The 25583-nt window shown below is 58.2% G+C and carries 31 protein-coding genes and 2 pseudogenes; 19 read left to right on the forward strand and 14 right to left on the reverse strand.

The features are described 5' to 3' along the window. Positions 1-174: 174 nt before the first annotated feature. Positions 175-2268, reverse strand: a pseudogene (locus IEQ42_RS05555) (TonB-dependent receptor). Positions 2269-2524: 256 nt separating this feature from the next. On the opposite strand from IEQ42_RS05555, the gene IEQ42_RS05560 reads away from it, so the two are divergent. The 6 genes from IEQ42_RS05560 (at position 2525) to IEQ42_RS05585 (ending at position 7222) form a co-directional block, all read left to right on the forward strand. Further along, positions 2525-3193: a DsbA family protein gene (locus tag IEQ42_RS05560; RefSeq protein ID WP_210702834.1), complete on the forward strand. Its 669-nt coding sequence runs from the start codon at positions 2525-2527 to the stop codon at positions 3191-3193. 297 nt (positions 3194-3490) lie between these two features. Beyond that, the gene (locus IEQ42_RS05565; protein ID WP_210702835.1) at positions 3491-4777 is read left to right on the forward strand and encodes an OprD family porin; all 1287 of its coding nucleotides are present in this window, start codon (positions 3491-3493) and stop codon (positions 4775-4777) included. A gap of 232 nt (positions 4778-5009) precedes the next feature. Next, entirely contained in the window at positions 5010-5756 is a 747-nt protein-coding gene (locus IEQ42_RS05570; RefSeq protein ID WP_150604054.1) for a 2OG-Fe dioxygenase family protein, read from the forward strand. A gap of 79 nt (positions 5757-5835) precedes the next feature. After that, complete coding sequence (locus tag IEQ42_RS05575) at positions 5836-6213, forward strand: GNAT family N-acetyltransferase (RefSeq protein ID WP_150594162.1); 378 nt, start codon at positions 5836-5838, stop codon at positions 6211-6213. Beyond that, a complete protein-coding gene (locus tag IEQ42_RS05580; RefSeq protein WP_150604053.1) occupies positions 6210-6926 on the forward strand; it encodes an AzlC family ABC transporter permease in 717 nt (238 codons plus the stop codon). The genes IEQ42_RS05575 and IEQ42_RS05580 overlap by 4 nt, the downstream gene beginning before the upstream one ends. Continuing rightward, entirely contained in the window at positions 6905-7222 is a 318-nt protein-coding gene (locus IEQ42_RS05585; protein WP_047299318.1) for an AzlD domain-containing protein, read from the forward strand. Before IEQ42_RS05580 ends, IEQ42_RS05585 begins: the two co-directional genes overlap by 22 nt. Here IEQ42_RS05585 and IEQ42_RS05590 read toward each other — a convergent pair. Beyond that, entirely contained in the window at positions 7139-8065 is a 927-nt protein-coding gene (locus IEQ42_RS05590; protein WP_115146028.1) for a LysR family transcriptional regulator, read from the reverse strand. The genes IEQ42_RS05585 and IEQ42_RS05590 overlap by 84 nt on opposite strands. A 332-nt stretch (positions 8066-8397) precedes the next feature. On the opposite strand from IEQ42_RS05590, the gene IEQ42_RS05595 reads away from it, so the two are divergent. The 5 genes from IEQ42_RS05595 (at position 8398) to IEQ42_RS05615 (ending at position 10922) form a co-directional block, all read left to right on the forward strand. Then, positions 8398-8808 (forward strand): MbcA/ParS/Xre antitoxin family protein, encoded by a 411-nt coding sequence (locus IEQ42_RS05595; RefSeq protein WP_042557176.1) that lies wholly within the window; start codon positions 8398-8400, stop codon positions 8806-8808. Further along, positions 8805-9485 carry an RES family NAD+ phosphorylase gene (locus IEQ42_RS05600; RefSeq protein ID WP_210702836.1) on the forward strand — a complete coding sequence of 227 codons (681 nt, stop codon included), beginning with the start codon at positions 8805-8807 and terminating at the stop codon, positions 9483-9485. Before IEQ42_RS05595 ends, IEQ42_RS05600 begins: the two co-directional genes overlap by 4 nt. Before the next feature lie 505 nt (positions 9486-9990). Beyond that, on the forward strand, positions 9991-10233 hold the full coding sequence (locus IEQ42_RS05605; protein WP_210702837.1) for a hypothetical protein: 243 nt from the start codon (positions 9991-9993) through the stop codon (positions 10231-10233). A gap of 156 nt (positions 10234-10389) precedes the next feature. Beyond that, positions 10390-10680 carry a hypothetical protein gene (locus IEQ42_RS05610; RefSeq protein WP_210702838.1) on the forward strand — a complete coding sequence of 97 codons (291 nt, stop codon included), beginning with the start codon at positions 10390-10392 and terminating at the stop codon, positions 10678-10680. A gap of 2 nt (positions 10681-10682) precedes the next feature. Beyond that, positions 10683-10922 carry a hypothetical protein gene (locus IEQ42_RS05615; protein ID WP_210702839.1) on the forward strand — a complete coding sequence of 80 codons (240 nt, stop codon included), beginning with the start codon at positions 10683-10685 and terminating at the stop codon, positions 10920-10922. 9 nt (positions 10923-10931) lie between these two features. On the opposite strand, the gene IEQ42_RS05620 is transcribed toward IEQ42_RS05615, so the two are convergent. The 9 genes from IEQ42_RS05620 to IEQ42_RS05660 all read right to left on the reverse strand — a co-directional run bounded on the left by IEQ42_RS05620 (position 10932) and on the right by IEQ42_RS05660 (position 17108). Continuing rightward, on the reverse strand, positions 10932-12080 hold the full coding sequence (locus IEQ42_RS05620) for a site-specific integrase (protein WP_210702840.1): 1149 nt from the start codon (positions 12078-12080) through the stop codon (positions 10932-10934). Further along, complete coding sequence (locus IEQ42_RS05625; RefSeq protein ID WP_210702841.1) at positions 12077-12289, reverse strand: DUF4224 domain-containing protein; 213 nt, start codon at positions 12287-12289, stop codon at positions 12077-12079. The genes IEQ42_RS05620 and IEQ42_RS05625 overlap by 4 nt, the downstream gene beginning before the upstream one ends. A 76-nt stretch (positions 12290-12365) precedes the next feature. Then, positions 12366-12632 carry a hypothetical protein gene (locus tag IEQ42_RS05630; RefSeq protein WP_215729563.1) on the reverse strand — a complete coding sequence of 89 codons (267 nt, stop codon included), beginning with the start codon at positions 12630-12632 and terminating at the stop codon, positions 12366-12368. Between the two features lie 66 nt (positions 12633-12698). Continuing rightward, entirely contained in the window at positions 12699-13010 is a 312-nt protein-coding gene (locus IEQ42_RS05635) for a hypothetical protein (protein WP_210702842.1), read from the reverse strand. A 23-nt stretch (positions 13011-13033) separates the two neighbouring features. Continuing rightward, positions 13034-15727 (reverse strand): toprim domain-containing protein, encoded by a 2694-nt coding sequence (locus IEQ42_RS05640; protein ID WP_210702843.1) that lies wholly within the window; start codon positions 15725-15727, stop codon positions 13034-13036. Next, positions 15724-15963, reverse strand: coding sequence for a hypothetical protein (locus tag IEQ42_RS05645; RefSeq protein WP_210702844.1), 240 nt, complete (start codon positions 15961-15963; stop codon positions 15724-15726). The genes IEQ42_RS05640 and IEQ42_RS05645 overlap by 4 nt, the downstream gene beginning before the upstream one ends. Before the next feature lie 73 nt (positions 15964-16036). Then, positions 16037-16402, reverse strand: a complete 366-nt coding sequence (locus IEQ42_RS05650) for a hypothetical protein (protein WP_187519795.1) — start codon at positions 16400-16402, stop codon at positions 16037-16039. Continuing rightward, on the reverse strand, positions 16399-16878 hold the full coding sequence (locus IEQ42_RS05655; protein WP_274611321.1) for a YmfL family putative regulatory protein: 480 nt from the start codon (positions 16876-16878) through the stop codon (positions 16399-16401). Before IEQ42_RS05655 ends, IEQ42_RS05650 begins: the two co-directional genes overlap by 4 nt. Positions 16879-16907: 29 nt before the next feature. Continuing rightward, the gene (locus IEQ42_RS05660; RefSeq protein ID WP_120266527.1) at positions 16908-17108 is read right to left on the reverse strand and encodes a DNA-binding protein; all 201 of its coding nucleotides are present in this window, start codon (positions 17106-17108) and stop codon (positions 16908-16910) included. Between the two features lie 87 nt (positions 17109-17195). Between IEQ42_RS05660 and IEQ42_RS05665 the strand changes: the two genes are divergently transcribed. Continuing rightward, entirely contained in the window at positions 17196-17555 is a 360-nt protein-coding gene (locus IEQ42_RS05665) for a helix-turn-helix domain-containing protein (RefSeq protein ID WP_228731946.1), read from the forward strand. A 99-nt stretch (positions 17556-17654) separates the two neighbouring features. After that, entirely contained in the window at positions 17655-17852 is a 198-nt protein-coding gene (locus IEQ42_RS05670; protein WP_210702846.1) for a hypothetical protein, read from the forward strand. 62 nt (positions 17853-17914) lie between these two features. Here IEQ42_RS05670 and IEQ42_RS05675 read toward each other — a convergent pair whose 3' ends face one another. The 3 genes and pseudogenes from IEQ42_RS05675 to IEQ42_RS05685 form a co-directional block, all read right to left on the reverse strand. Beyond that, positions 17915-18163, reverse strand: a complete 249-nt coding sequence (locus IEQ42_RS05675; protein ID WP_210703096.1) for an ogr/Delta-like zinc finger family protein — start codon at positions 18161-18163, stop codon at positions 17915-17917. Positions 18164-18229: 66 nt separating this feature from the next. Continuing rightward, a complete protein-coding gene (locus IEQ42_RS05680) occupies positions 18230-19165 on the reverse strand; it encodes a phage portal protein (RefSeq protein ID WP_228731954.1) in 936 nt (311 codons plus the stop codon). Positions 19166-19280: 115 nt separating this feature from the next. Beyond that, positions 19281-21084, reverse strand: a pseudogene (locus IEQ42_RS05685) (terminase large subunit domain-containing protein); the annotation flags it as partial. Between the two features lie 161 nt (positions 21085-21245). Here IEQ42_RS05685 and IEQ42_RS05690 point away from each other — a divergent pair. The 6 genes from IEQ42_RS05690 (at position 21246) to IEQ42_RS05715 (ending at position 25574) form a co-directional block, all read left to right on the forward strand. Then, positions 21246-22151: a GPO family capsid scaffolding protein gene (locus tag IEQ42_RS05690; protein ID WP_210702849.1), complete on the forward strand. Its 906-nt coding sequence runs from the start codon at positions 21246-21248 to the stop codon at positions 22149-22151. 1 nt (position 22152) lies between these two features. Beyond that, the gene (locus IEQ42_RS05695) at positions 22153-23169 is read left to right on the forward strand and encodes a phage major capsid protein, P2 family (RefSeq protein WP_210702850.1); all 1017 of its coding nucleotides are present in this window, start codon (positions 22153-22155) and stop codon (positions 23167-23169) included. After that, complete coding sequence (gene gpM / locus IEQ42_RS05700) at positions 23169-23903, forward strand: phage terminase small subunit (RefSeq protein WP_210702851.1); 735 nt, start codon at positions 23169-23171, stop codon at positions 23901-23903. The genes IEQ42_RS05695 and gpM overlap by 1 nt, the downstream gene beginning before the upstream one ends. Before the next feature lie 99 nt (positions 23904-24002). Then, positions 24003-24464, forward strand: coding sequence for a head completion/stabilization protein (locus IEQ42_RS05705; RefSeq protein ID WP_210702852.1), 462 nt, complete (start codon positions 24003-24005; stop codon positions 24462-24464). After that, the gene (locus IEQ42_RS05710) at positions 24461-24904 is read left to right on the forward strand and encodes a phage tail protein (RefSeq protein ID WP_120266537.1); all 444 of its coding nucleotides are present in this window, start codon (positions 24461-24463) and stop codon (positions 24902-24904) included. Before IEQ42_RS05705 ends, IEQ42_RS05710 begins: the two co-directional genes overlap by 4 nt. Further along, positions 24894-25574, forward strand: a complete 681-nt coding sequence (locus IEQ42_RS05715; RefSeq protein WP_120266538.1) for a phage virion morphogenesis family protein — start codon at positions 24894-24896, stop codon at positions 25572-25574. Before IEQ42_RS05710 ends, IEQ42_RS05715 begins: the two co-directional genes overlap by 11 nt. Positions 25575-25583 lie beyond the last annotated feature (9 nt).

The raw sequence follows: 25583 nt of genomic DNA on the forward strand, positions 1-25583 counted from the left end.
GGGATTGGTGAAAGCGCTGCCGGGATGGCGGCGCTTTTTTTTGCACGGTTATTTTGTACATACCCATTCAATGTGGGAGCGAGCCTGCTCGCGAAGGCGTCAGACCAGCCAGTATCTTCGCTGGCTGATCCACCGCTTTCGCGAGCAGGCTCGCTCCCACAGGGTTCAAGGTGATTAGAAGGAATAGGTCCCCGTCATCACCACGCTACGCGGCGCCCCCGGCATGATCTGCGCGGCGCTGGTCGCCGAAGCGTAATACTCGCGATCAGTGATGTTGTTCAACGCCGTACGCACATCCCAGTCCTTGAAGCGATAACCGACCAGCGCATCCCAACGGCCATAGCCTGGCAGCACGGTGGTATTGGCGTTATCGGCATAACGCTGGCCGACCAGGGTCAGGCCGGTTTCGCCGTACCAGCCCATCTCCGGTTTCCAGGTCAGGAACAGACTGCCGTTGTGCCTGGCGACGTTGTTGATGCGTTTGCCTTCCAGACCGTTGTTGTCCTTCTCGATCTTCGCATCCTGCATGCCGACGCCACCGCGCACGTACCAGTTGCCGACGATGTTGCCGGTAGCGGTCAGTTCGATCCCGCGCGAGCGTTGCAGACCGGACATCACCGTCAGGGTCGGATCATTGGGATCGGTGGTGCGACGGTTGTAGAGCTCCAGGTCATAGATCGCCAGTGTTGTGCTGAGGCGATCATCGAGCCAGTCGCTCTTCACGCCGATCTCTTTCTGCTTGGTCAGCTCGGGGCTCAGGTCGTTGGTATTGCCGGCCGCCCCCGGCGTGATGCCGATCAGGCCGCCGCCCACTGGCGAGAAGGTCTTCGACCAGGACGCGTAGAAGGAATGATTTTGCAGTGGCGTCCAAACCAGGCCTACGCGCGGACTGGTGCTGTGGCTATCGCGATCTTCGGACATGTTGCGCAGCTTATTGGTCGACTCGATATCAAACGTGTCATAGCGCAATCCGCCGAGCAGTTGCCATTGATCGTTCAGACGCAGTTGATCCTACACGAAGACCGCACGGCTTTCGACTTCGGTGTGGCTGCTGCTGGAGACCTGCATGGCGCCGGTGTGACGCAGATCGCGGTTCGGGTTGAACAGGTCGAGGGATGGCACCGGTTGCGCGCCTGGCGTTGTGCCGGTGGCGGCGTTGTACAAAGTCGGATCGCGGCGCTGGCTGCCGATTTCGATACCGGTCAGCAAACGATGCTCAAGGCCAAACGTATCGAAGCCACCTTCCAGTTCGATGGTGTTGTAGACGTTACGGGTGGTCAGATCCTGCTGCCAGTGCTGGCGCGTGACCTTGTTGGTCGCGGGCGTGTAACCGGTGAGGTAGGTGTTGTCGAAATCGCTGTCGAGCTTGAACACGCCGAGGGTCTGGCGCAGTTGCCAGTTGTCGTTGATTTCGTAAGTGAGTCTGGAGCGCAGCGATTGCGATTTGTCGTCGATGAAGTCGTGATCGTTGCCGTAGGTCGTGTCGCGACCGACATCGGCCGGCCGGCCATTCACGCCCGGAATCCCGCGATCAGGGGTGCGGTTGTAGCGGCTGTATTCGTACTGCACCAGCCAGTTCAGGTCGGGCGTCAGTTGCCAGCTCATCGACGGTGCGAACAGTTGGCGGTTACCGCTGACGCCATCGCGAAAGCTGTTTTCATCCATGTTGCCCATGTTCAGGCGCAGGCTGATGTTCTCACTCGGGTCGGTGCTGAGGTCGGCGTACAGGCTGCGCAGATCTTCGCTGCCGCCCTGTGCTTCGATGGTCGAGCGGCGGCCGGCCTCAGGCGCTTTGCTCACGCGGTTGACGATCCCGCCCTGACTGCCGCGGCCGTACAACACGGCCGCCGGGCCTTTGAGCACTTCGACGCGTTCGATATTGTGCAAGTCGCGCTTGTATTGGCTGTCGTCGCGAATGCCGTCCAGGTAGAAGTCGTTGCTGGCGTCGAAGCCGCGGATACGCAAACTGTCGAAGCGGGTGTCGGCGCTGCTGCTGACGTTGGGCATGCCACTCAAGGCATCGCCGATGTTGTTGGTGCCGTAATTGGCGACGTTCGACGTTTTGATCGAATCAATGGCCTGGGGCACATAACGCACCGGGGTCGAAGTACGGGTCGCGGTGTTGCTGATCTTTACCCGCGGATCATCGGCTTGCGTTTCAGCGCTGATGGCGGTGGCGGGTAATTCGGTCGCGGAGTAGGCGAAACCGCTGGACAGAAAAGCAGAAAGCCCAAGGGTGACGGGCGTAAGACGGAACGGGGCAGGCATTGAAAAGCGCATCCGGAAGGTTGGGAAGAATCAAACGCGCGAATGGTAATGCTTTGCATTTGCTTCCGTTAATTATTCCTGAGAAGTTCCCTCGCGTGATTGTTTCAATTTGTGTCGTTCTCGATACAACCTGACCGTTCGGACAATTCGCCCGATTCATGAAACAGTCTGAAAGCCATTCCGGCGTTTTTCCGCATTGGCTTGAGTACTAGTCTGCCGGCATCAATTTTTCCCACATTTATGCCGGAGTTTTCTGATGGTCCTTCACTACATTTACGACCCATTGTGCGGTTGGTGCTATGGCGCCAAACCGCTGGTGGAAGCGGCGCAACTTGTGCTGCCGGTGAGTGCTCATGCGGGCGGGATGATGAGCGGCGCCAACCGCCAAAGCGTTTCACCGCAGTTGCGCAATTACGTCATGCCCCACGATCGGCGCATTGCCGAATACACCGGGCAGCCTTTTGGCGAAGCGTATTTCGACGGCTTGCTGCGCGATCACACGGCGGTCTTTGACTCGACACCACCAATCGCTGCCGTTTTGGCGGCAGAGGCAATCGACGGCCGTGGTCTGGAGGTGCTCGGGCGCTTGCAGGCTGCGCATTATTTGGAAGGGCGGCGGATTGCCGATGAATCTGTCCTTCTGGAGCTCGCAAGCGACTTGGGCTACGCCGAGGAAATCTTTCAGCCCGCGTTTAAATCCGTTGATACCGAGCAACATATAAAAGCCAGTCGCGCACTGCTGGCTCAGTTGGGCGGGCAGGGATTCCCGACGCTCGCGTTGGAACATGACAGCCACCACACGCTTATCGATATCAGCCCTTGGCTGGGCAAGCCGCAGGCCTTTGCCGATTGGTTAGGTCAGGCGATTCGCAGCGATGGTACTGGCGAGTCTCCTGCGTTTTGTGGTCTTGACGGTTGTGCTTGAAACGCGCGGGATTCACTGGCTTAACGCATTTCCGTGCAAGGAGTAAGCGATAAATTTACGTTTCTTAGACGATTTTCGCCTATTTAAAGACGATTCTTGAAATTGACACAATGTTAAGGGCGCGGCTACGATTCGGCCCAACGCCTGTGGCCAACCGCCATGACTCAAAAATAATAAGAAGGCCCGCCACGACTTTGTCGTGGGCGGGCCTTTTTGTTTCGGGGTGAAAAAAGAGCGCGATAGCGCCGTTTCAGCCGTTCGACACAGCGCGTTTCAACCCGAAATAAGGAAAATAAAATGTTGAACAAGCGAATCAGCCTGATCGCTCTGGGGATGTTGAGCGCTACACAGGCCATGGCTAACGACCAGGCCGAGTCCAAGGGTTTTCAAGAAGACAGCAGCCTCAAAGTGCTGCTGCGCAATGCCTACATCAATCGTGATTACAAAGACGGTAACGACGACAAAGCCGAGTGGGGCCAAGCGGCCATCGGTACGTTCTCGTCCGGTTTCACTCAAGGCACCATTGGTGTCGGCGTGGACGCTTTCGGTCTGTACGCACTGCGTCTGGATGGCGGCAAGGGCCGTAGCGGCGCCGGTGGTATCGATTTCTTCAAGCAAGAAAACGACGGTCGCGCGAACCATGACATAGCGAAGGCCGGCGCAGCGGTGAAATTCCGCTTCTCCAACACCGTGCTGACCTACGGCGACCAGATGCCGGCCCTGCCGGTGCTGAACTACGACAACTCCCGCCTGCTGCCGGAAAGCTACACCGGTACCTTGATCACTTCCAGAGAGATCAAAGGCCTGGAACTGAACGCCGGTCATTTCACCGCCGAATCGCGCAAGAGCGATGAAGGCCGTGACAGTGGTGGTCTGAAGTCGATCAACGTTTTAGGCGGTAGCTACCAGTTCACAGAGCACTTCAAAGGTGCGCTGTACGCTTCGGACGTTGAAGACGTATTGAAGAAACAATACGTGAACGCCAACTACGTGTTGCCGTTCAACAAGGATCAGTCGCTGACCCTGGACTTCAACGGTTACCGTACCAAACTGGACAACTCCTATGTCCGCGAAAACGGTGTAACTGGCGACGACAACAAGATCTGGAGCCTGGCTGCGACTTTCGCCACTGGCCCGCACTCGTTCACCGTGGCGCACCAGCGCTCCACCGGCGACAGTAACCTGGGCTACGCCTACGGCGGCTATCAGAAAGATCAGAATCGTGTCGGCGACGGTGGCAACACCATCTACCTGGCCAACTCCTACTGGTCCGACTTCAACGCTGAAGACGAGCGCAGCTGGCAGCTGGGTTACGGTCTGGACTTCGGCGCATTCGGCGTACCGGGTCTGAGCTACAACTTCGCTTACGTGCGTGGCGACAACATCACCACGTCCACCAGCGAAGGCGGTACAGAGCGCGAAATCTTCAACCAGTTCAAGTACGTCGTGCAAAGTGGCCCGGCCAAAGACCTGAGCGTGAAACTGCGCAGCTCGATCCTGCGTGTTTCGCAGAAATCCAGCGAGTACAACGTCAGCGGCAACGAGCTGCGTGTATTCGTGGACTACCCGATCAACATCTTCTGATGAACGATCAGGTGTAAGAAGTTTGAGAAAAACCCCGACTGTTTCGGGGTTTTTTTTCGACGGATTTTTATAAAAAACCGGAAAAAACCCGTGTTTTTGTCATGTAAAAGTTGTTTTTCAGTCGCTTCAAACTCCGTTTCAAACAGAGCTTTAAATGCCTGAAATTCTTTCTCATGGACGCAAATTCTGCACCTAATAGATTAGGCCGCTCAATGCAGCGGAGAATTTGGTAATGATCGTTTTGAACAGAGAAGTGGGCGAATCGCTACGGCGCGACAAATACGTCAACGTCCAGGGTGGTGACTTCAATCTCTACGGTCATTTCGCCGACTTCGTCAGACTGACCAAAAGTTGGGAAAACATGGAACCTGACAGTTACTACGGTCAGGCCGAAGCCGGCATGCGTTTCCGTCGTTACAGCGATTTTGAATACAACCCCAAGACTCGCGAACTGACCCAGCTCGAACATCGCGCGTACGTGCAGTCCAAGGAAAACAACGCCTATGTCGGCGGTCTGGTCCGGCACTTCCAGGACTTTTCCGATGAAGTGATTTCATCGCCAGTGATGCGCAGCCTGATCGACACCGACTTTGAGGTGTACAAAAGCGTGTTGCCGGAAGAGCTGCACGACGAAATCTGGCAGTGCCAGATCCATCAAATTCGCATCGAGATCAAACCCGGCAAACAGCTGGAAATCACCCCCGAAGGAATTCATTGCGACGGTTATCCGTTCAGCGGTGTGCACTTCTGGGGTCGCAACAATGTCGAGGGTGCAGAGAGTCGTTTGTACGACATCCACGAGCATCAACTGGCGTCGACCACTTACCAGGAAATTCTCGATACCACCTACTTCCTCGACCGCGACATGCGCCACTACGTGACCCCGGCGCGCAACTCGCACACCCATGCCATGGCGTACCGGCAGATTCTGGCGATTTCCTTCTCGCGGCCCGGGACCGCTTTCGACATTGTTCGCTAATCAGATCACCCCAATTGACGGCGTCGAGTGCTCGACGCCGGTGCTGCTGCGGCGCGCCACGGCCAAGGATGCGCAGCGCATGGAGCGCTTCTTCCGCCAGTTCGACGAAGTGTCCTTCTGCGAATGGCAGGACGCCAAGTGCCTGCGCGGCGTATTAATCCAGAAAACCACCACGGCCTTTCTCGCCTTCGACGTGGCCGGCGAGATCGTAGGAGCGGTGCTGGGCGGGATGCTCGGCAGTCGCGGCACGATCAATCATCTGGCGGTCAGTCCGCTCTATCGCAGCCAGGGCGTCGGTCAACGTCTGGTTGAAGCGGCCTCGTCCGACATGAAACGTGTCGGTGTGTTGCGGATGTTTCTGTTCGTCGACGATGCTAACCTCGCGGGCAAGCGTTTTTGGGCTGCCCAGGGTTTTTGCGAGCCTCACGGCGAACGGACATTTGAGAGGGATCTATGAATGAAACGTCCGGCAGTGCGCCGCTGATGGTCAACCATCAGCCGTCGCGTACATTTGCCGAAGCCAGCCCGGTGGTCGCCGGGTATTTCACGGTGGCGTTCGTATTCGGCTTGATGGCCGTCAACGCGGGCCTGCCAATGTGGCTGCCCGTGGCGATGTGCTTGTTCGTGTATGCCGGCGCTTCGCAATTTGCCGCGTTGGCGCTGATCTCCAGCGGTGCTTCGCTGACCACCATTGTGCTGACCACTTTCCTGATCAATGCGCGGCACATGTTGATGTCGGTGTACATGGCAAAAGCCCTGCGTGCGTTAGGGCTCAGTCGCATGGAGCGATGGTGCTACGCCGGTGGCCTGACCGACGAATCCTTTGCTTTCCACAGCGTCAAACTCGGCACCGGCGCGCCGGTCAACGTGCGTTATCTGATTGGCTTCAACCTGTTCTGCCACACCTCGTGGGTGCTCGGTGGCCTGCTCGGCGCGGTCTGTGCCCAGTACGCGGCGCACTTGATCAAATATCAGCTCGACTACGCACTGACGGCGATGATGCTCTACGTGCTGGTTTCGCTGTGCAACACCCGCAACAAACTCATCGCCGCCGCGGCTGCTGTGGTTTGCATGGGCGCACTGAGCCTGGTCGGCAGCTCGCCGTTTAATGTGTTTATCGCCACGTTTGTGGGCTGCGGAGTGGGTGTATGCCTGACCAAACGTTCCTGATTCTGGTGGTCGCGCTGATGATGGCGGTGACCTTCCTGCCACGGGCATTGCCCTTGCAGATCAACACCGATCACTGGCCGCCGTTTATAGCGCGCGCGCTGGAATACCTGCCAGTGGCGATCGTCGCTGCGATCAGCCTGACTCCCTTGTTGATCAAGGATCAGCACATACAGCTCGATCGCCCGGAATTCTATGCCGCGATTCCGACGTTGTTATGTGCGTATTTCAGCAAAAACCTCTTTCTCAGTGTGGCGGTTGGGACGGCTGCGTACATTGCGCTCGGCTCGTTCATGTAACGGCAGATCGACCACGTCGCTCAACGCCTGGTTCGACAGGTCCGGGTTGTTGATCGCCAGCCGCACTTCAAGGAAATCCTCGAAACCGGGGAAGATCGTCAGGCCGTTCTTCTGTGCGGCCTCGCGGGAGACCATGCCAACTGCATCCATCTGCGTGATCAGCGATAGCGTAAGGGTCTCGCTGCAGGAGTAGACCATGCGTTGACCGTTCTCGTGATTGCCCAGCCCGGCGTCGAGAAAACGCAGGAAGCTGTGGGAATACGGACAATCTTCCGCAGGACGCACCTGAAACTTGTTGCCCAGCAACGTCAGCGGATCGTTCTCCTGCCCACAATGCGCGCCGACCACCTGCACCTGCACATCCGGCAGGACAATGCTCGGCAAACCCGGACGCTGCGGGCCGATCAGCACCGCGAGGTCAAAGTCTTCATTTTTCAGCTTGCTGAGGTTTTCCATCGACTCGGCGTAGCTGAATTCCATCTGATAATCGGGAAACACCTCAATCAGGCGTCCGATCATTCGCCGATTGAAGTCAGGCGACAACGTGTTGTTCAACGCAACCTTCAACGTGCGTTGCCCCGGCACTTTGAGCGCCTCGACTTTTTCTTCCATCTGTCGCGTGGCAATCAGCACTCTGTCCATATAAGGCGTCAGCTCGGTGCCTTGCGGCGTCAGCGTCAGCCCTTTGTTGGAGCGACGAAACAAGCGGAAACCGAACTGCTCTTCGACCTTGTTCAACTGCGCGGCCAATGCCTGCACGGTCAGGCACGAATGCTCGGCTGCGGCCGACAACGAGCCGGTCTGCACGATGCGCATGAGGTTGCGTAAGGTTCTGCTATCCATGGGTAATGCCCTCTGAAGTGGGCTGGGTATTGTTGTTTACGAGACGACCGGTCCGGCGTCATATGCCGGCTATATTCCTGCACCTGAGCATAGTTGTCGCGGGTTTAGTAGCGAATTGATGTCCCCGCCGATGGCTGGAGGCTGACACAGGATCAGGGTTTTTGATGACTCGGGGGTGATTGGGGTCAAAAAATACTCACTGGAAATAACAATTCGCGGTGTTTTTAACACTCTTGATAGAGGAGTGAAAAATACGTGTACGGATTAAATGATAGAAAAAATCCGTTTCTGTACTAGTCTTGAAGTCATGTCAGCTATCAATGGAGGCGGTTATGCCCACCTCAACCCCGGCCCTCAACCCGCGTGAACAACTTGACGCCCCCGAAGCAGGCCGCGTCGCGCTGAAGTTCTTCTTCAACCTCATGGAGCGGTGGGGCTGCAACGCCGAGCAGCAACGCACATTGCTCGGCGGTGTCGGCAACACCACGTTCTACAAGTACAAACACCTGCCGCCAAACGTTCGCCTACCCCACGACACCCTTGAGCGCATCTCCTACCTGATGGGCATTCACAAGGCGTTGAGCATCATCTTCAGCAACAGCCGCGAGCGCGCTTATACGTGGGTCAGCAGCCCGAACACTGCTGCACCGTTTAATGGGCAAACCGCTCTGGACTACATGCTGGCCGGACGCGTGGTCGATATCGCCGATGTACGACGCTACCTCGATGGAGTGCGCGGTTGAGCGCGCCAGCTCTGGCTGATCCGCATTGGCCGCGTGCCTACCGGATCGTTAACAGCAGCTTCCCGCCAATTGCGCTGTTCGAAGACGTGCTCGACCCCGAAGACCTGGAAATTGCCTACGCCCTCGAAGCGCTGACCAATGATCGTCTGATCGCCCAGGCGGGAGTCCTTGATCGGGTGCGCCCGGAAGACCGGCTCTCAGGCCCCGGATCGACTCCGGTTATGGCTGCGTTCACGCACATCGGCAAAAGCAGCCGCTTCACCGACGGCACCTTCGGCGTTTACTACGCCGCCAGCAGCCAGGCCGCGGCTATTGCCGAAACCTGTTATCACCAGGAACGCTTTCTCGCAGCCACCAACGAAGCAGACCTCGAATTGACCATGCGCACCTACGTCAACCGAGTCGTCAAACCGCTGCACGACATTCGTCACGACTATCCGAACCTGCACAATCCTGATCCGGATGCCTACGGCCCTTCTCAGGCATTTGCCCGCCAGCTACGTGAAGCCCAATCCTGGGGTTTGCTTTACAACAGCGTTCGCTTGGCCGGGCACGAATGCGTCGCCGCGCTCCGGCTACCGGCAATTTCGATTCCGAAGCAGGGCAAGCATCTGCGTTATGTGTGGAGTGCGAGCCAGCGCAGGATTTCGTTTGTGTTTGAGGTCAGTCAGGTTTGAAATGCAAAAGGCCCTCGTATCAACGAGGGCTTCACGCGGGTGATTTACATCAACGGCTTACCTGGCGGCGCGTCCATTACTTTCAACACATCATCGATTAGCGCCTTGCTCAATTCTTGCGAATATTGCGAGGCATGAGCGTGAGGGCAAGGATCGCGAGAGACTGAAGAGTCCACAGGTGAGGATCTATTTTTACTGAAGACGGTGTGCCAAAAATATAAACACGCCAGAAACAACAAAGCCCCTGCATTTCTGCAGGGGCTTCGTTTTGTATGGTGCCGGCACCAGGAGTCGAACCCGGGACCTACTGATTACAAGGAAGATGCTTTAAATAGTAAATTCAATGATTTACAGGATTTCTTGTTACGTAGGAAATCGGCGCTACGCCCTGTGCACGCTGGTGCCGTAAGGCTTATTACGTGGCTTTCTCGACGTGGTCCGCCACTTTTATTAATCTGCTGGGCTTCGCGGCCGCGAATATCGAAACTGAAAGGACCCTTTTGATATGCCAATGATCGACACCGACCGTTTCAAGGAAGCTTTGGAGGCCTACAACGAGGCACGGGTAAAATTTACTCAGGCGGCGCTGGCCATCGATCTGGACACACCGCCGGGGGGTATGGATGTCGACAAGCTCAACGAGCTATCTGCAACCAGTGAAAAACTAGTCGCGGATCTTCACGAAGCAGCCAACGAGCTGGCTCTGAAAGTATCCTGGGCGGCAGATCTGGCGTCGGAAGACGAATGACCTGCTGCTCATAACAGGACATTCGTTAAATAGCCCCCCACAGAAAAGCCCACTCCGGTGGGCTTTTTTGCGCCTGCTGGAAACCAGACCCCGGCTCTCTGGTCTACCATTTCCCATGCTCATGGTCCGAGCACCACGTATCTCCAGGAGGTCAGCGTGTCGTTACCCATCACCGCCCGGCAACTCAACGCCTTGCGCGCACTGCAACGCACCGCCCCCGAGCTGGGCGACCTGGCCACGTCGATCGCCCTGGCATTTGATGCGTCCAACATTGAAAACCCGCAGCTGGCCCGCTTGATTCTGGAGAAGACCTGCCGCCGCATCGTGGCGGGCCAGCCCGGTAGCCGGGACGCCATGATCCAGCACCTGGAGACCTTCGGAAACTTGAACTGTCTGTCGCCCGAGCAGGTCACTGAGTTTACCGACCGGATCAGGAAACTGGCTTAATCATGCCCCAAGGTATCCAGGAAGAAGCCCTGCGCGTCATGCTCGAGGGCGGCGCTGTACGCGACGTGCTGGTCAGTCGTCATAACGAGAAATGGACGTTGGCCATTCGCCTGGACGGCGCGGGCAGTCGCTGGCTCCCGGTACGCTCGCGCCGTGAAGCGTTGCGTACCTGGGCCAGTCTGACGGCGGTGGGGCGGTTTGCCGAGGCGGCGGGGATCCGTGCCTTTCAGGTTGAAGTCTGAGGCGGTTGGCTAGGTCTGCGACGCGTTCACCAGGGGCACGCTTAGGTCATAGATGTCCATCATCGCCTCGTCCCGGTGACCACTGGCTTCCTGCTTGTCTGCCCGGTTACCCACTGTGTCGGTGATACCCCTTCGCTTGAGGTCGTGCAGGCCAAAGCGCTGCTCGGCGGTGATGGTGCCGTCGGCGATCGCCGAGGTGATGAACCGTTGCCAGGCGGTGTCCAGACTGGATTTGCGCAACGGTCCGCCATGGCTGGCCACGATCAGGTAACGCCGCTCGGGCCGCAACGGAATCACTGTCGACTTGCTCGCCCACACCTTCGTCCGATAGGCCTTTGCCCCGTCCCAGGCCGCGCGCAGGCGCGGGGTCCAGCGCACGATATTGTCCCGGCTACCCTTGCGCCGGTTGGTCAGGATGCCCTCGGCCAATTCGTGGGCATCGGTCAGGGTAATGGTCTCAATGCCGCGCAGACGGCACAGGTAGCTAATTTCCATCACGTAGCTCAGGTACTGCGGACAGCCGCCTTTCTCGTTCCTGGCCAAGCGGCCAAAAGCCAGGGCGCGGTCGACCAGGTCGTCCATGACCTGGTGCCCAGGTAACCGTCGGCGTTTGCGCTCCACCGGCGCTTCGATGCCTTGGGCCGGGTTGATGTCCAGGAACCCCCGGTTGCGCCCCCACTGCAGCACGCGGCGCAGGTAGCGCAACACGTGCGCCGCTTTGGAGGGCGTGCCCTCGTCAGCCAGCCGGTCGACGATGCGCTGGATCAGCGCGGCCGTGAACTTCTTGACCTGCAGATCGCCCAGCGGCTTGCCCAGTTTGGTGGGGATGGCCAGCAGCACGTCACGCGAATAACAGTAATCGTCATGGGTGTTGGGGCTGAGTTTTTTGTAGCGATCGCTCAGGTGATATTGCGTACAGACGTAGCGCAACGTGCCCTGGTCCACGCCCGAGGTCTGCTCCATGATCTGGTGCAGTTCGGCCAGGGTGACGTCGGCAGGCGCCACGTTCCGCCGTCGCTGTTTTCCGTGCTCGTCGTAATGCAGCGTGTACCACACACCGGCGTTGCGATGATCAAAGTAGATGGCCGCTGGGAGGGCGGCCTGATCGACGTGACTGGGGATATGCGGATTATGCTTCCGCTTGCGTGCTCGCCTCATAGGATGTTGATGTCGTAGTGCTCGGTGGCCACGGACTCAATGCCCGCCGCCTGGTGAATGAGACCCAGCGTCGTCCAGGGGCCGGTGCGCCCCCTGAACATGCGGATGCCCTGATTGATCAGGGAACGTTCGACGTCGGAGCGGCGTTGATAGCCGGTGATGCGCTGCAGGTCCTCAAACGTGAGGACGGTGCTGGTGGGGGAATTCATGATTGCTCTCTACGGGAAGCAGCAACCAGGGCAGTGTAGCGTTTCGCCCTGGTGCTCAAAGCCAGAAGCTAAAGGCTCAATTACTGACAGGTTGACGGGCAAGCACTTGGGTAATGACCTGAGCGTCGATGGCGGTCAGGTCGCCCTGACTATGGGCTAGGGTGGCGAGGTTTGTCAGGCGGTCGCGGGCATCCGGCGTCTTGTGCACCAGGTAACCGATCAAAGCCGCACCGATGATGGCGGTGGCCACGGTTCGACGGCTGGGAGTGAAGCGCGCATGGGTACGCGGATCGTGACGTGTGGTAGCCTCATGGCTATCGCTGATAAGTGGTTGTACTAGCAAGGTGCGGCTCCTTTCAGTGGTTGGTGTCGGGGAGGTACGAACTCCTCGACGCCCTTGTTTCCGGTGTTAACCGGCGCTTGGGTCCAGCGGATCTGATCGCACCAGGTGAATCACCAGGCTCTCCAGATCGGTGACCTCTTCGGTCTCTGACTGCCATTCCAAAACCGCCTGAATCTGGTCACGGCTGCAGCCCATCACCAGAATCTCGCGCTCACCTCGAGCGGCGCGGACTTCCAAAATCCCCAGCAGACCTTCAACCGCATAGGCATGCGCGTGGACGACCGGAAAGCCATCGCGGGTTTCGGTCAGGCCAGCGAACACCACGCCGGTCATGTAGGCCTCTTCAACCGGGGTATCGCTGATTACTTGAATCTGCATCGACGTTTCCTTGTTGGTGTTGATCAGGCTGCTTGGAAAATCCAGCACCGCACCGTTTTGGCTTTGTTGGCCGCGTCGACGTCCCAGGCCGAACACACGTTGCGGTTGGTCTCGATGAACTTTGGGCACTTGCTGGTTTTCAGGTGGCGTTTCAACTCGGTCAGATCCGGAACCTTTTGGCGCTTCTCAGCCGCTTCCTTCGCAAAGTCGTTCAGATTCACGGCAATCAGCCCTTCGTTGCGGGAGTGGTTGAGGCCGCCGGCGGTGCTGTTCAGGTATTCGTACAGCTCCCAGAATTCGACGACGATCGGGTGGTCTGCGTTGATCGCCAGCTGGCGCTCTTTGGCCATGCTCTGGATCTCTGCATGGGCGGCTTTGATCTGCTGTGGGGTCAGCGGTACGACGTGCACCAGGGCATCGACCAGGGCGTGCAACTGGGCGTGATTTTTGGCGATCCGCACGGTGCGGATTTCAGGTAGGGCCAGCAGCTGCTGTTCGTAGATCGGCACCTGTTCTCGAACGGTCTGCATCACGCTGTTTTCTTTCATCGTGGCCTTGACCAAAAACCCGCTGACGCGGTCGACCGGCATACGCTCCAGCTTTTCCACCAAAAGCTTGGTCTGTGGGTTCTGGCCATCCTTGGTCATAGCGATATGCACCAGGCGCTGCAGGATAGGTTCGGACGCATTCACCGCGTGGTTCTGACCGATGACCACGGCACCACGGAACGGCGGTTCACGTGTGTCGTTGCCGTTGTTTTTCACGCCGGTGGAGCGAACGCTGCGGCCGTTGTAGGCAGTCTTGAGTTCGTCCCAGTCGTACTGCTTGGTCTGGCTGCCGTCGGTCTTTTCCCGCTCCGACTCGATCAGCACCACAGGCAGGTTGCCGACCTGGGCGAAGTTCCGTGCTCGAGCAACTGGCGTACCTTTGGTTGGGTCGAAGCCCTCGTAATCAATACGGCCGCAAAGCTTCCACAGGAATTCGATCAGGGTGGATTTACCCGCGCCTGGTTCACCGATGATTTCGGCAAAGGGGTAGCTTTTCTGGTACTGGCGGATCTGCTCCGCGAACAGAGATCCGAACCAGAAGGCTAGCGCTACCAGCCCTTTGGGCCCGAAACATTCCCAAATGATGTCGAGCCATTCGGTATCGAATTTCTCGAGATCGGTATTCAGGTTGAGGATCACCGACTGGCTGAGAGTCTTGATGCTCAACCGCTCCATGTCGAAGAAGTCTTCTTCATTGAGCTTGAACACTTTCCCGTCGCGTACCGCTACGTCGCCATAGACATACGCGCCGTGCTCTTTGGTGTAGCCGGTGAAATCGATGGTCTGCACGGTTTTGAGCGCATCTGTCTGCTCTTCAATGAAAGCGTCCAGCTGCTGCGTGGTCCCGGTGAACATCCCGCCAGGGGCGATGCCAAGCAGACGCTTCTTGAACTCGGCAGAGGAGGAGATCTGCGAGCTGGTGAAGGTGTTCTTGATCGGCGCGGCGTCGTGAGCGAACGTGATCCGGAAGTAATACCAAGCCTCGTCGGTCAGCTTGTTTTCTTGGTAGTACAGGGCTTTTGGATTGCAGGTGGCGATCCGCTGCAGCGCGCCGCACTGTTGCATGGCCTTAGCCCGCATCTGTTTGTTGTTCAGCTGCTGATCGTCGTGGTGCTCGCTCTCTTCCAGCTCCTGGATCGCCTTGTTGTACTTGTCCAGATCGAGCCTGAACCAGTAGAGGCGGTTGCCAAACTCCAGGTGGAATTCGCTACGGCGCTTCCAATCGAACATGACCAGGGCTTTTTCGGTCGCGTTTTCTGCGATCAGCAGAGCTCCGAAGTGGCGGGCAGTGGTGATGTCTTTATCGACCTGAACAGCGCGCTTCTCGCCTTCGTCCAGGAACTGCCAGCGCTGGTGTAGATCGTTCCAGTCGACCTTCCTGTTATCGCGTTGCGGGATCTGCGCCGCTTCGCAAGTAAAGCCCAGCTCTCGAGCCATACGCACCCAGCGCTTCGTGTAAGCGTGGGCACCTGGTTCGTTATCCAGCGCCCATACCAGCTTCGGCAGACTGCCCTGGCGCGCTGCTGCCAGCGAGTTCAAGGATTCAGCGGGGAAGGCGTTAGAGGACATCGCAGAGACGGCGGCAATGTCATGGTGCCCCAGGGCGATCGCATCGAAGATGCCTTCGACAATCCATAGCTCTTTGACTGTGGCCAGGTCGACGTTCGGCGGACACCACCAGACGCCCTTATAGCTTTCGCCAGGCATAAATCGGGCTTTCATCTTGCCGAAACGGGCGGGCTTGTCGATAAGCCGTTCCCAGTAACCACCTTTCTCCAGGGCAAACCGAACAGTCGCGCTGCCGGCGTTGTGCTGACTCGAGTAGTACGTGTCCTGGGTAAACCAGTTACCGATCAGTGAAATATCGAAGCCTCGAGAAAACTCCAGATACGCCCGTGCTGTAGCCGAAGGCGCGTTTTCAGTAGCCGGAACGCGCTTGCTCCAGTCTTCGAAAAGGTCGGCGTAGATATCTTTGACATGTACGGTGTGGCCGCATTTTTCCTGGCGTCCACAGTTCAGCTGCCAAGGTTTCTCAAAGCGGGTGTATAGCTCCCTTTTATTGCATTTGGGGCAGGTGCCGCCGCGCATGTAATCGGTGCCGGGACGGTGTTTGAGGCCGAAGTCGCATTCGATGCGCTGCAGGACGTCGTGACGTAGATCGTCTCTCATGATTGCTTCACTGCGTTAAGGCTGTGGGACAGGGCTGCCATAAGGCGTTTTTGCGCGGCCATTACCGGGACGTGGGCGATGATTGCGCCGTGGCGCAGACCATCCGCCACCAGGCGAAATTGGTCTGCATACCAGTACTCGTTGAGGTTCAGTCGGTACTGTTCACGCAGGGCTGTCAGCAAGGCTTCAGCCTCTGCCGGTGGCAGTTGGGCGGTGACAATTACGGCGTTTCCCATCGTAAAACCTCGAATTCGGGCGCAGCTCACCCAAACCCACGGGGTGTGGGGCAGGCAATTTGTAGGGTTGGTGTTACGAGTTGGCTAAGCGGTAACGCCCGTTGTCCGGTGCGTTGATGATGCGTTCATAGATCAGGCTGACCGGGATTGCCCAGGCATTGCCGGTGGTAGGGTCAACAATCACCGAGTGGGTGGCGGTGCTGTTGCGGATGTCGAGGCGCTGGCGATCGCGGATTGCGTTCATGTCGCTGTAGGCCAGGTGAACCATCTTTTCAGCCATTTGCGTCAGCACGTCGTAATCGGCCACCAGGTGGCGAACGGTCCGAGCGATCAACTGCTGATCGTTGCCCAGGTGTTCACAATGGTGACGCTCGAGAAAGGCAAGGGCGGCGGCTTTGAGCACGTCCTGATATTCCTGTACTGCAGGCGCATTGTTCATTGGGCTGGCCCTGATTTGGCGCGATAGAGGTCAATGGCTGCCAGCACTTCGGCGTGGCGTGCCGCCATGTGCAGGTTGTGAGCGTTGAGGATGTTCGCGGCTTCGGCCTCGCTGATGCAGCCATCGGCCAGCGCCTTCGCGATTTCCTGATCCACGCAGCCGCGCTTGGCGGCAACCTGGACAGACAACGAGTACATTTCCACCGTGTCATTCGTTTCTGGATCCGGCACCGCAACGAACAAGCCGCCATACATCGACGCCACATAGTTTGGGAAATGCTGTGTGCCCGCTTCCTGCTCGAGCTGATACAGCTGGGCGTCTGTCAGGGGCCGGCTGTTGTTGTTCTCGTAGGCGTGGTTATCAAACTTTTTCAGCGCCAAACCGATGCGAGCTGCAGCGCACTCGCGACCACCTGGGTAGCTGCAGATGATTGCGCTGACGACTTCACGGCGTGTCTTTAGAACTGGGCTTTTCATGTTCTGCTTTTCCATGATAGATCGTGCCATTACTGTGCAATCACGCCGTCTTTGATCCCCAGCAATACGGCGGCTCGATGTGCCTCCCCACGGCGACCTTTGCGACGACCGTTCAAAAGGTCGCTAACCAAATTTTTGTTCAAGCTATGAATGCGGCTGAATTCCGCGATGCTCATCCCCTGACGATCAAGCGCAGCGCGGGCTTGCTCCGGTGTAACTGGCGCGTGCATAGTGCGTTCACTCCTGTTGATATGAGTTGTTTCGTGTTCATAGGTGGTGATTATGCACGCTAATTTGATCTTGTACAGAGGGATAGCTTGAAAAATTGTGCACCCAATTCAGAAGACGGACGTTCTGCAGGTGACCGCTTGCGTGATGAGCGCCTTAGGTTAGGTTTGAGTCAGGAGGACTTGGCACAGGCCGGCGGGGTGAATCGGAACACCCAGGGCAGCTATGAACGGGGGGCTCGAAACCCTGATACCGCTTACCTTGCGGCGGTTGCAAGTCTTGGCATCGATACCGTTTTCGTCCTTACTGGCCAAAAACAGGTCAGTGATCTCAGTCCAGTGGAAGCCCAAATAATCGAGCAATATCGAAATATTCCCGAGGACGACCAAAAAATGATTCGTCGAATGCTTTCGGCGATGGCCGCAATGGAATCTCGCGGTTTGAACTAGGTTGTAACGAATTGTTAGCACTAGCTGTATTCCTCTCTCTGCCAATACGTTTTTCGCCCGATAACGTCGATTCATTCATGCACCTATGGAGCCGTACGCATGTTGGATCGAGCTAAATTTGAAGGCAGTTACAACGAATCTTGTGAATTTGATTGGCAGGCGCTTAGCGCGTTGGAGCTACGGTTGATCAAGCACTACCGACGCATGTCTGTGGAAGATCAGAACTATGTAAGTCGCATGTCGGAAATACTGTTGGAAACTCCTGACTGCCCTGGCATCGACAAAGCAATCACCTAACCACCTCGCTTGTCCTTACGTTGCATCAGGCGCTGGCCCCTGTGGCTGGCGTTCCCGCGCTATCACGCAGCACCCAGCTGATCGAACAGCTCCCGCTGTTTCGCCCGTGACATATTCTTGAGGCTGTCGAAAAGGAGCCGGTCCATAGCTTGGGCCGACGGGCTGAGCGTGTGCGAAAACGTCAGGTTTGCCACCCAGGTGTGCCCACACGTTGCGTCCAGGCACTGGCAGTACAGTTTGGCGAAGTCATTGGAAAGCTGATCCCGCGAAGCGATCCGCCCTCTGTGCCCGCATTTACATGTGATCCTCATTGCGTCCCTCCCCAGGGCCAGCCAATCGCCACTATTTTGCCACATTATGTAGTGGCATTTCCTGCCCTAGACACCTGATGTAGTGTTTTCCACTACCTTTGGCGCTTCTCTCCAGCTGAAGCGCCTGTCTTCCCGCAAGGTATCGTTCACCTGGTTGAAAAGTTGACAGATCGGGTGAATTTCGTTGCTCGTGTACACCCGATCGATCTTTTCGATATCGCCAAAACCGGCGCTGTTTTCCGGGATGATCCCGGCCAATGCGGGGTTCATGCGCCAGGCAGCGATCACGTCATTACGGGTGATGTTCTTGACCTTCTCCAGCTCGTCCTTCGCCTGGAAATCCCCGACCGGAATGATCTGTACCGCTTTCTCGGCCCCGCCCGGGATGTTCAGGAACAGCGAGCGGAAGTTGCCCACGCCCTTGCTGCCGGAGATCTGCTCGCGCAGGTTCTCTTCGTCCTTCTCGGTCAGGTTCGGGTCGTTGGTGTAGAACACATAGCCGGCGTGAGCGCCGTTGGCGTAGTAGCGGCGGCGGAATAGGGTCGCGGCTTCGTTGAGCAACAGGGCCTGCATGCCACCCAGATAGTCCGGCACGCCGTATATGTCCTGCTCGACGTCGTAATCCATGACGTGCTCGATCTCGTCCTGGTCGAATTCCATCTCCTTTCCGTTGGGCAGCAACATCACATACCCGCCGTCGACCTTGACCCGCATGTTGATGGCCGGGAGGTGCTGCATTTCCAGCACCTGGCCCAACAGGTTGGGCTTGCGATACAGATAGGCTTCACCGAACACCACGAAATCCAGCCCAGCGCGCCCGATGGTGGCCACGCTGCAGCCCTGGGACGGGATGAATTCGCGCAGCAACAGGTTGCGCTTGAATTTTGGGATCGCGCCGTGGTGCGCATTGGCGCGCAGCAGCTTGGCCAGCCCTTGGCGGGATACCGGCGGTTTGTAAAGTCGGCCATCCTCCGAAGCGAAAACGCCAAGGTAGTTGCCCATGCTGCCAACCAGTACCTGTTCGGGATCTCCGAACGCGAACGACCGGGTAGGGGGCTTGGGTTGGATCGGTTGGTCTTTCACTTTTCGCTTGGTCATGGGGGCCTTTAGTTGCTGAACACGTAGCGGCTACGTTGTTTTTTGTCAGTGTTGAGGGGTTCATTGGCCAGGGCATGCATGATTGCCCAGGCCACGTCGGCGTGACCGGTGGCGTCGGTGCGTGATGCGCTGTATGTGATCTGCCCGCTGCCAGTGGCCCCGCGCTTTATCGTCAGGAAGGCCTGGGCGATGTCATTCCAGCCGGCGTCCCACTCGATGCGGCTGCCGACAATGGTGTCCTGCGCCTTGAGCACCAGGCTGTTCTTGGTCTCCAGGCTGTAGTGGATCGAGGTCGCACGCGGATAGAAGTCGCGCACGATGTCGAACACGCCGTAGCCGATGCCCGTGGTGTCGATGCCGATGTGCTGGACGTTGAAGTGCTCGGTGAGGCGCTTGACCTGCTCGCCCTGGTACTTGAACGACTGGCCCCGCCAGCTGTGTTTCTCGAGAATCCGAAACTTGCCATCCGGCTCGAGCGGCGGGGCGATGACCACGCACGTCGCATCGTCGCGGGTGCGGCTGGGGTCGTAGCCGATCCAGACCGGACTGTTGCCAAATGGGCGCGGATCGTCAGGGTCGTAGTCGGTCCACAGCGACAGGTCGGAGTAACAGCGCTCCAGATCGCCCAGGTGGAACACGCTCTGGGTGCTGTCGATGAATTTGCACATGAACAGCTGCTGGAACTTGTCCTCGTCGTACTCCAGCTGCAGCTGCTCGAGGTCGAACAGATCACAGCCGCCGGCGATCGCATCCAGGATGGTGATGACCTTGCGCCATTGGCCGTCCGGACAGAGCGAGCCTGCCGATGTTTGCTTATCGCTGGGCCATGGCTCTTTGGCGTTCTTACGCTTGCTGTTGCGGAACTTCTCACCGGTCCAGAAGGGATACGCCTGGTGCGACACCGCGCTGGGCGTAGAAAAGTAGGTTTTGCGCCATTTCTTGTGGGTCGCCATGGCGCTGGCCACGGTGTTCAGCTTCTCGAAATCCCGGATCCAGAAATATTCGTCGACGTACACGTGCCCGTGGTGGCCTTGGGCGGTGCTGCTGTTGGTGCTGAGAAAGCGCAGCTCGGCCCACGGCTTACCATCCTTGCTGAGCACGATCGGGTTGCCGCTCAGCTCCAGGCCGAACCATGCCTGGGCAAACGAGATGATGTAGCTGCGGAAGATCTCGGACTGGGCGCGGCTGGCCGACAGAAATATTTGGTTGTCGCCGGTCAACACCGCATCCATGAACGCTTCGCCGGCGAAGTAGTAGGTCAGGCCCACCTGGCGGCTTTTGAGGATGTTGCGGATCCGCGCAGTCAGCGGGTTGATCTTCGCGGCGTACAGCTCTTTCTGGTAGCCGTACATTTTGCTGATGAACTTGTCCAGGAAGTCGACTTCGGTCAGGTCGCTGACGTCGTTCTTCACTGGTTTCTGCTTTTTCTTCCCGCCCTTGTCGCCCCGATCGCCTTTATCCCGACGTTCGCTGCGCTGCTCGTTGCGGCGGTGGCCACCGTCCTCGATCGGATCCACCGCCGGCATCGGCGCCGGTTTGGCGCATTGCTTGGCCAGGCGCTCGCGCACCGTGGTCAGCCGGTCGAGTTCGTCCAGGTCGCCTTTGGTCAGGGTGGTCTGTTTATCCAGGATGAGTGTGATCCGCCGACTGACAGCAGTCAGCGGTTCTTCATCCGACAGCATGTCGTCCCATTCGCCTTGGCGGATCCAGTAATAAACGATCCGGATGTTGGGCAGGGATAACTGCGCCTGAATTTCACGCGGCTTACAGCGGCGTAAATAGAGGCGTTTGGCGGCTTCTTTAAGTTCGGGAGCGTATGGCATGGCCGCAGTCTATGCGGCGAAAACGCTGGAAACGCGGGGTTAAAATCCGGGTTCGTCCTATAACGCGAAAATAGGACCAACGCATAAGTTAATCAATTGTTGGAGGGGCGGCGGCTCCCTATCTTGGCGGCTCAACTCACCGATTGAGCGCAGTTATCGCCATGCCCCGTTCCCTTGTTTCGTTCTGGAAACGTGTCGCCACCAGCGGCCCGACCGTTGACGGTCGCGTAATCCTTCCCCAGGAACTGCGTGATATCGCTGAGACCTACAACACCGCGACTTACACCGCTGTGATCTGGTCCGAGCACGACCGCTGGGACGGCTCCCACGGCACCGTATTTTCTGTACGCCTGGTGGAAGGCGTTGAAGGCCTGGAAGAAGGCCAGGTTGCACTGGAAGCCCAGTTGAAGCCAAACGACCGACTGCTTTGGCTCAATGATCAAGGCGAAAAGCTGTTTACCAGCATCGAAATTACCCCTGACTTTGCCAACACCGGCAAGGCCTATCTGACCGGCCTGGCAGTGACCGATTCGCCGGCCAGCCTTGGTACCCAGGAACTCTACTTTTCCCGCCGCACCGGTAAACGAGTGCACTACGCGGCTGCGTTGCCCCTGGGCGCGCTGAGCGAAGAAGAGCCTGTGGGAGAAATCAGCAAGCTGACGGGTTTGCTGACTCGGCTGTTCAGCCGCTTCGCGGTTGAGCCAGCCACCGATTCGACACCCACCACTCCAACTGAGAACCCCCCAATGGATGAAGCTACAGCCAAGGCGTTGAAGGCCTTGAACGAGCAGCTATCGCTCGTCGCCGCCGGCATCGCTGCTGTGATCGAACCTGCCACCGCCGAAGTCGAGGAACCGGTTGTTACCGAAGTCGACGATGTAGCGGCTGCCGTCGACGCCATCGTTGCCGACGCCAAGGCCGAAGGCGAGTTCGCTCGCAAGGGCAGCGACAACGCCCGTCTCGATCGCCTTGAGCAGATCCTCGTGAAGGCGTTCAGCACCCCGGCAGGCCGCGTTGTTCCGCGCACCACCGGTTCCACCTCCGACGCCAAAAAGCGGGTGCTTTGACATGAGCCAGCAATCCCTGAGCCAGCGTGCTCTTAAGCAGTACTCCGAACTGCGCGAAGCGATCGCCGATACCTATGGCGTCGACGTGTCGCGCCAGTTCAACGTCGACCCGACCATTGCCCAGGAACTGAACGACAAGATCACCGAGCGCGCCGACTTCCTGGAGCGCATCAACGTCGTACCGGTTACCGAGATCAAGGGTCAGAAGGTCATGCTGGGCGTGAACGGTCCGGTGACCAGCCGCACCAACACCAAAACCACCGACCGCGAAGCCAAGGACGTGACGGACCTGAACGGTCTGGATTACGAACTCTTCTCCACCGAATCCGACGTGGGTCTGCCATTCGCCAAGATCGACAGCTGGGCCAAGTTCCCGGACTTCGCTGAGCGATATTCGGCTGCGGTCCAGAAACAGATCGCGCTCGATCGCATCATGGTCGGCTGGCACGGCGTTCTGGCTGCTGTGCAAACCGACTTGATCGCCAATCCGCTGCTGCAGGACGTCAACAAAGGCTGGTTGCAGATCGCCCGCGAGCAGATCCCTGAGCAGGTTCTTGAGCAAGGCGCGACCGCAGGCAAAATCACCCTCGGTGCCGGCGGCGATTACGAAAACCTCGACGCCCTGGTGCATGACGTGAAGCAGATGGTCGACACGGTTTTCCGTGACGGCGGTGATCTGATCGCGATCGTGGGCAGTGACATGTTGGCCGCTGACAAGGCCAAGTTGTATTCCAACCAGGCTGGCAAACCCACCGAGAAAGAACGCATCGAAAGCGCCCAGGTCATCGCGACCTATGGCGGCCTGCCGACCTTCACCGTCCCGCACTTCCCGGCAAACGCCGTGGTGGTCACCAGCTGGGACAACCTGTCGATCTACTTCCAGGACAGCAGCTGGCGTCGTCACCTGATCGAGAACCCGAAGCGCTCGCGCATGGAAGATTACAACGCCCGTAACGAAGGCTATGTGATCGAGCAACTGGGCAAATTCGCGGCTGCTGAAAAAGTGGAGCTGGTCTGATGAGCTTGGCACTGGCGCACAAACGCCGCGTACTCGCCCAAGGCCCTGCGGCCACTGTCGCCGGTGCCAAGGCAGAGGTGTATTCCTCCGCCACTGCGCTGACCAGCCCCGCGAACGGGCAGAAGCACCTCAAGTTGATGGAAGACGCTTTGGCGGTCGACCTGGAGCGCATCAGCGCGATCAACAGCCACGAGCTGCGCCGTCAGCTCAAGCGGGATGAGCTGCTGCCCAAATACCAAGAATACGTACAGCGGTACCGCGATTCCGGATTGAGTTTCCCGAACTCGGTGCTGATGTACGTCCTGATTTGGCTGTTCGACACCGCCGATTTTGAAAAGGGCTTGGAGCTGGCCGATTTCGCCATATCTCAAGACCAGGCATTGCCGGAACGCTTCAATCGGGACATTCCGACCTTCGTGGCGGATGAGGTGATCGACTGGGCCGAAGCTGAATACAAGGCCAAGCGCAGTCCGGAACCGTACCTGAGCAACCTGCTGCCCCGTGTGGACGGTGAATGGGCGTTGTACGAACGCATCCCAGCTCGCTACCACAAGTTGCTCGGCATTTTGGCGATGGATCGCCGTGACTGGCCGGTGGCGATCCAACACATGGAGCGCGCTATCGCGCTGCATGACGCGATCGGCGTCGGTACCAAGCTTGAAGGTGCCCGCAAGGCGCTGGCCAAGCAGGAAGCGCAGGCGAAAACCGACGCGACCACACCACCAACCGCATAACCGACTACCCCCCCAGCGGGGAACTGTGGAAGTGAGTCAGCCATTTATGGCCGTCGACTCACCACCACCAGTTTCCCCGCCCTATTCGAGCGCCCAGCAATGAGCTTTTCAGGTAACCCCACCAAGTTTGTGGAACAGCAGATCGGCAACGACGGCTTCTGGCCAGACCTGTCCGTGACTGAGTTCCAGAAGGCCTACCGCCTTCCTGGTGAATACCTGGGCGAGCTGCTGGCCGCTGATTTGACCACTGCAATGATCGAGGTCAACAACGACCTGGCCATCTGCAAATCCCGTTGGCAGTCCGCTGGTGTCTCCAGCTTGGAATCTGCTGACCCTATGGTGCTACCGGAGCGCACATTTCAAGCAGCGACGTACAAGCGCGCCGTGTATTGCCGCGCCAAGGCCAGCCTGCTGACCCAGTTCGCTACCGTAACCCGTCGTGAGAGCGCCGAGAACACTGGCAAGGAACTGCCGGAGCGGTCGGAAACCTTCCTAGCTTTGAGCCAGGCCGCTGTTCGTTCGCTGCAGGGCCGTGGTCGCATCACGGCGGCGCTCCTGTGATCAAGCTGCAGGCTTTGACGGCCTATCTCATCGAACGCCAACTTGTGGCCACCGAACAGCTCGACAGTTGGACGGACCAGGTGCAGCTGGAGTTGATCTGGAAAGACGACGTCGAAGGCATGCACATGGGCGATATGAACTACAGCGCCACGATCGTGCTGGAGCGTTTCGCTGATCACCCAGGGCGACTTATGGCCCTCGTGGGCAGTTGGTTGGAGAACAACGATCAGGACCGCGACGGACTGCCTGGTGCTGTGTTCGACATCACCATGCTTGATGACGACCTGGCTGACGTGGACATCAAGCTGCAGTTCACCGAACCCCAGTACCTGGCCGAGGATCCTGCCGGCGAAATCACCGCGTTCAAAAAGACTTGGTCATTTATCCCGTTCGAACTGTGGATCGCGGAATCAGGCGAGGTGACCGGCGATGGCGCGTAGCACCTTCGATCTCGACGTGCGCGGCCTTCTGGGTGCTGAAGAGCAGCTGGCCCTGCTGGAGCTGCCCCCACAACTGCGTCGGCGTCTGCTCAACAACGTGACCAAGCGCGTGCGCAGCATGAGCCGCCAGCGGATCCGCGACCAAAAGAACCTGGACGGCACGCCGTTCGCTGCTCGCAAAGGCTCGAGCAAGGGCAAGAAGAAGATGGAAGCGGGGTTGGGCAAGCTGCTCGACGTCACCCGTATCAGTGCCAACGAAGCCGAGCTGGGCTGGCGCAACGCGCTGACCCGCTGGGTTGCATCGCAGCAGCATAACGGTGTGTCCGAGCGCCGCACCGCAGCCCAGATGCGCCAGTGGAACAAGATTCCCGAAGGCCTGGCCGCTACCGAAAAGCAGGCCAAGCGCCTGCGCCGCCTCGGGTTCAAGACCCGCCAGAAGGGCAAAAAAACACTTACCCGCCCATCTGTGGCGTGGATCAAAGAGCACGTGAACTACGCCAAGGCGGGTCTGCTGATCCGCATCCTGGACGACGAACAAACCGAGTCATCTGGTGCGCAAAGCTGGGACATCACCCTGCCAAAACGCCAGTTCCTCGGCCCCGGCACCGAGTCAGAAACCAGCTCGCTGGTGAACCTGGTGCTCCAACAAATCCTTAATTCACCCCGTTAACGAGGCACT

This window comes from Pseudomonas iridis (genome assembly GCF_017980685.1).
GTDB classification, from domain to species: Bacteria; Pseudomonadota; Gammaproteobacteria; order Pseudomonadales; family Pseudomonadaceae; genus Aquipseudomonas; species Aquipseudomonas iridis.

Coding starts and splice junctions, on each gene's coding strand:
- IEQ42_RS05585 (WP_047299318.1), top strand. CDS start 6,905: ATGCCTGACCAAACGTTCCTGATTCTGGTGGTCGCGCTGATGATGGCG.
- IEQ42_RS05655 (WP_274611321.1), bottom strand. CDS start 16,878: ATGAAAAGCCCAGTTCTAAAGACACGCCGTGAAGTCGTCAGCGCAATC.
- IEQ42_RS05570 (WP_150604054.1), top strand. CDS start 5,010: ATGATCGTTTTGAACAGAGAAGTGGGCGAATCGCTACGGCGCGACAAA.
- IEQ42_RS05595 (WP_042557176.1), top strand. CDS start 8,398: ATGCCCACCTCAACCCCGGCCCTCAACCCGCGTGAACAACTTGACGCC.
- IEQ42_RS05650 (WP_187519795.1), bottom strand. CDS start 16,402: ATGAACAATGCGCCTGCAGTACAGGAATATCAGGACGTGCTCAAAGCC.
- IEQ42_RS05690 (WP_210702849.1), top strand. CDS start 21,246: ATGCCCCGTTCCCTTGTTTCGTTCTGGAAACGTGTCGCCACCAGCGGC.
- gpM (WP_210702851.1), top strand. CDS start 23,169: ATGAGCTTGGCACTGGCGCACAAACGCCGCGTACTCGCCCAAGGCCCT.
- IEQ42_RS05620 (WP_210702840.1), bottom strand. CDS start 12,080: ATGAGGCGAGCACGCAAGCGGAAGCATAATCCGCATATCCCCAGTCAC.
- IEQ42_RS05635 (WP_210702842.1), bottom strand. CDS start 13,010: ATGCAGATTCAAGTAATCAGCGATACCCCGGTTGAAGAGGCCTACATG.
- IEQ42_RS05640 (WP_210702843.1), bottom strand. CDS start 15,727: ATGAGAGACGATCTACGTCACGACGTCCTGCAGCGCATCGAATGCGAC.
- IEQ42_RS05575 (WP_150594162.1), top strand. CDS start 5,836: ATGGAGCGCTTCTTCCGCCAGTTCGACGAAGTGTCCTTCTGCGAATGG.
- IEQ42_RS05605 (WP_210702837.1), top strand. CDS start 9,991: ATGCCAATGATCGACACCGACCGTTTCAAGGAAGCTTTGGAGGCCTAC.
- IEQ42_RS05645 (WP_210702844.1), bottom strand. CDS start 15,963: ATGGGAAACGCCGTAATTGTCACCGCCCAACTGCCACCGGCAGAGGCT.
- IEQ42_RS05565 (WP_210702835.1), top strand. CDS start 3,491: ATGTTGAACAAGCGAATCAGCCTGATCGCTCTGGGGATGTTGAGCGCT.
- IEQ42_RS05675 (WP_210703096.1), bottom strand. CDS start 18,163: ATGAGGATCACATGTAAATGCGGGCACAGAGGGCGGATCGCTTCGCGG.
- IEQ42_RS05715 (WP_120266538.1), top strand. CDS start 24,894: ATGGCGCGTAGCACCTTCGATCTCGACGTGCGCGGCCTTCTGGGTGCT.
- IEQ42_RS05580 (WP_150604053.1), top strand. CDS start 6,210: ATGAATGAAACGTCCGGCAGTGCGCCGCTGATGGTCAACCATCAGCCG.
- IEQ42_RS05590 (WP_115146028.1), bottom strand. CDS start 8,065: ATGGATAGCAGAACCTTACGCAACCTCATGCGCATCGTGCAGACCGGC.
- IEQ42_RS05705 (WP_210702852.1), top strand. CDS start 24,003: ATGAGCTTTTCAGGTAACCCCACCAAGTTTGTGGAACAGCAGATCGGC.
- IEQ42_RS05560 (WP_210702834.1), top strand. CDS start 2,525: ATGGTCCTTCACTACATTTACGACCCATTGTGCGGTTGGTGCTATGGC.
- IEQ42_RS05625 (WP_210702841.1), bottom strand. CDS start 12,289: ATGAATTCCCCCACCAGCACCGTCCTCACGTTTGAGGACCTGCAGCGC.
- IEQ42_RS05670 (WP_210702846.1), top strand. CDS start 17,655: ATGTTGGATCGAGCTAAATTTGAAGGCAGTTACAACGAATCTTGTGAA.
- IEQ42_RS05680 (WP_228731954.1), bottom strand. CDS start 19,165: ATGGGCAACTACCTTGGCGTTTTCGCTTCGGAGGATGGCCGACTTTAC.
- IEQ42_RS05615 (WP_210702839.1), top strand. CDS start 10,683: ATGCCCCAAGGTATCCAGGAAGAAGCCCTGCGCGTCATGCTCGAGGGC.
- IEQ42_RS05660 (WP_120266527.1), bottom strand. CDS start 17,108: ATGCACGCGCCAGTTACACCGGAGCAAGCCCGCGCTGCGCTTGATCGT.
- IEQ42_RS05695 (WP_210702850.1), top strand. CDS start 22,153: ATGAGCCAGCAATCCCTGAGCCAGCGTGCTCTTAAGCAGTACTCCGAA.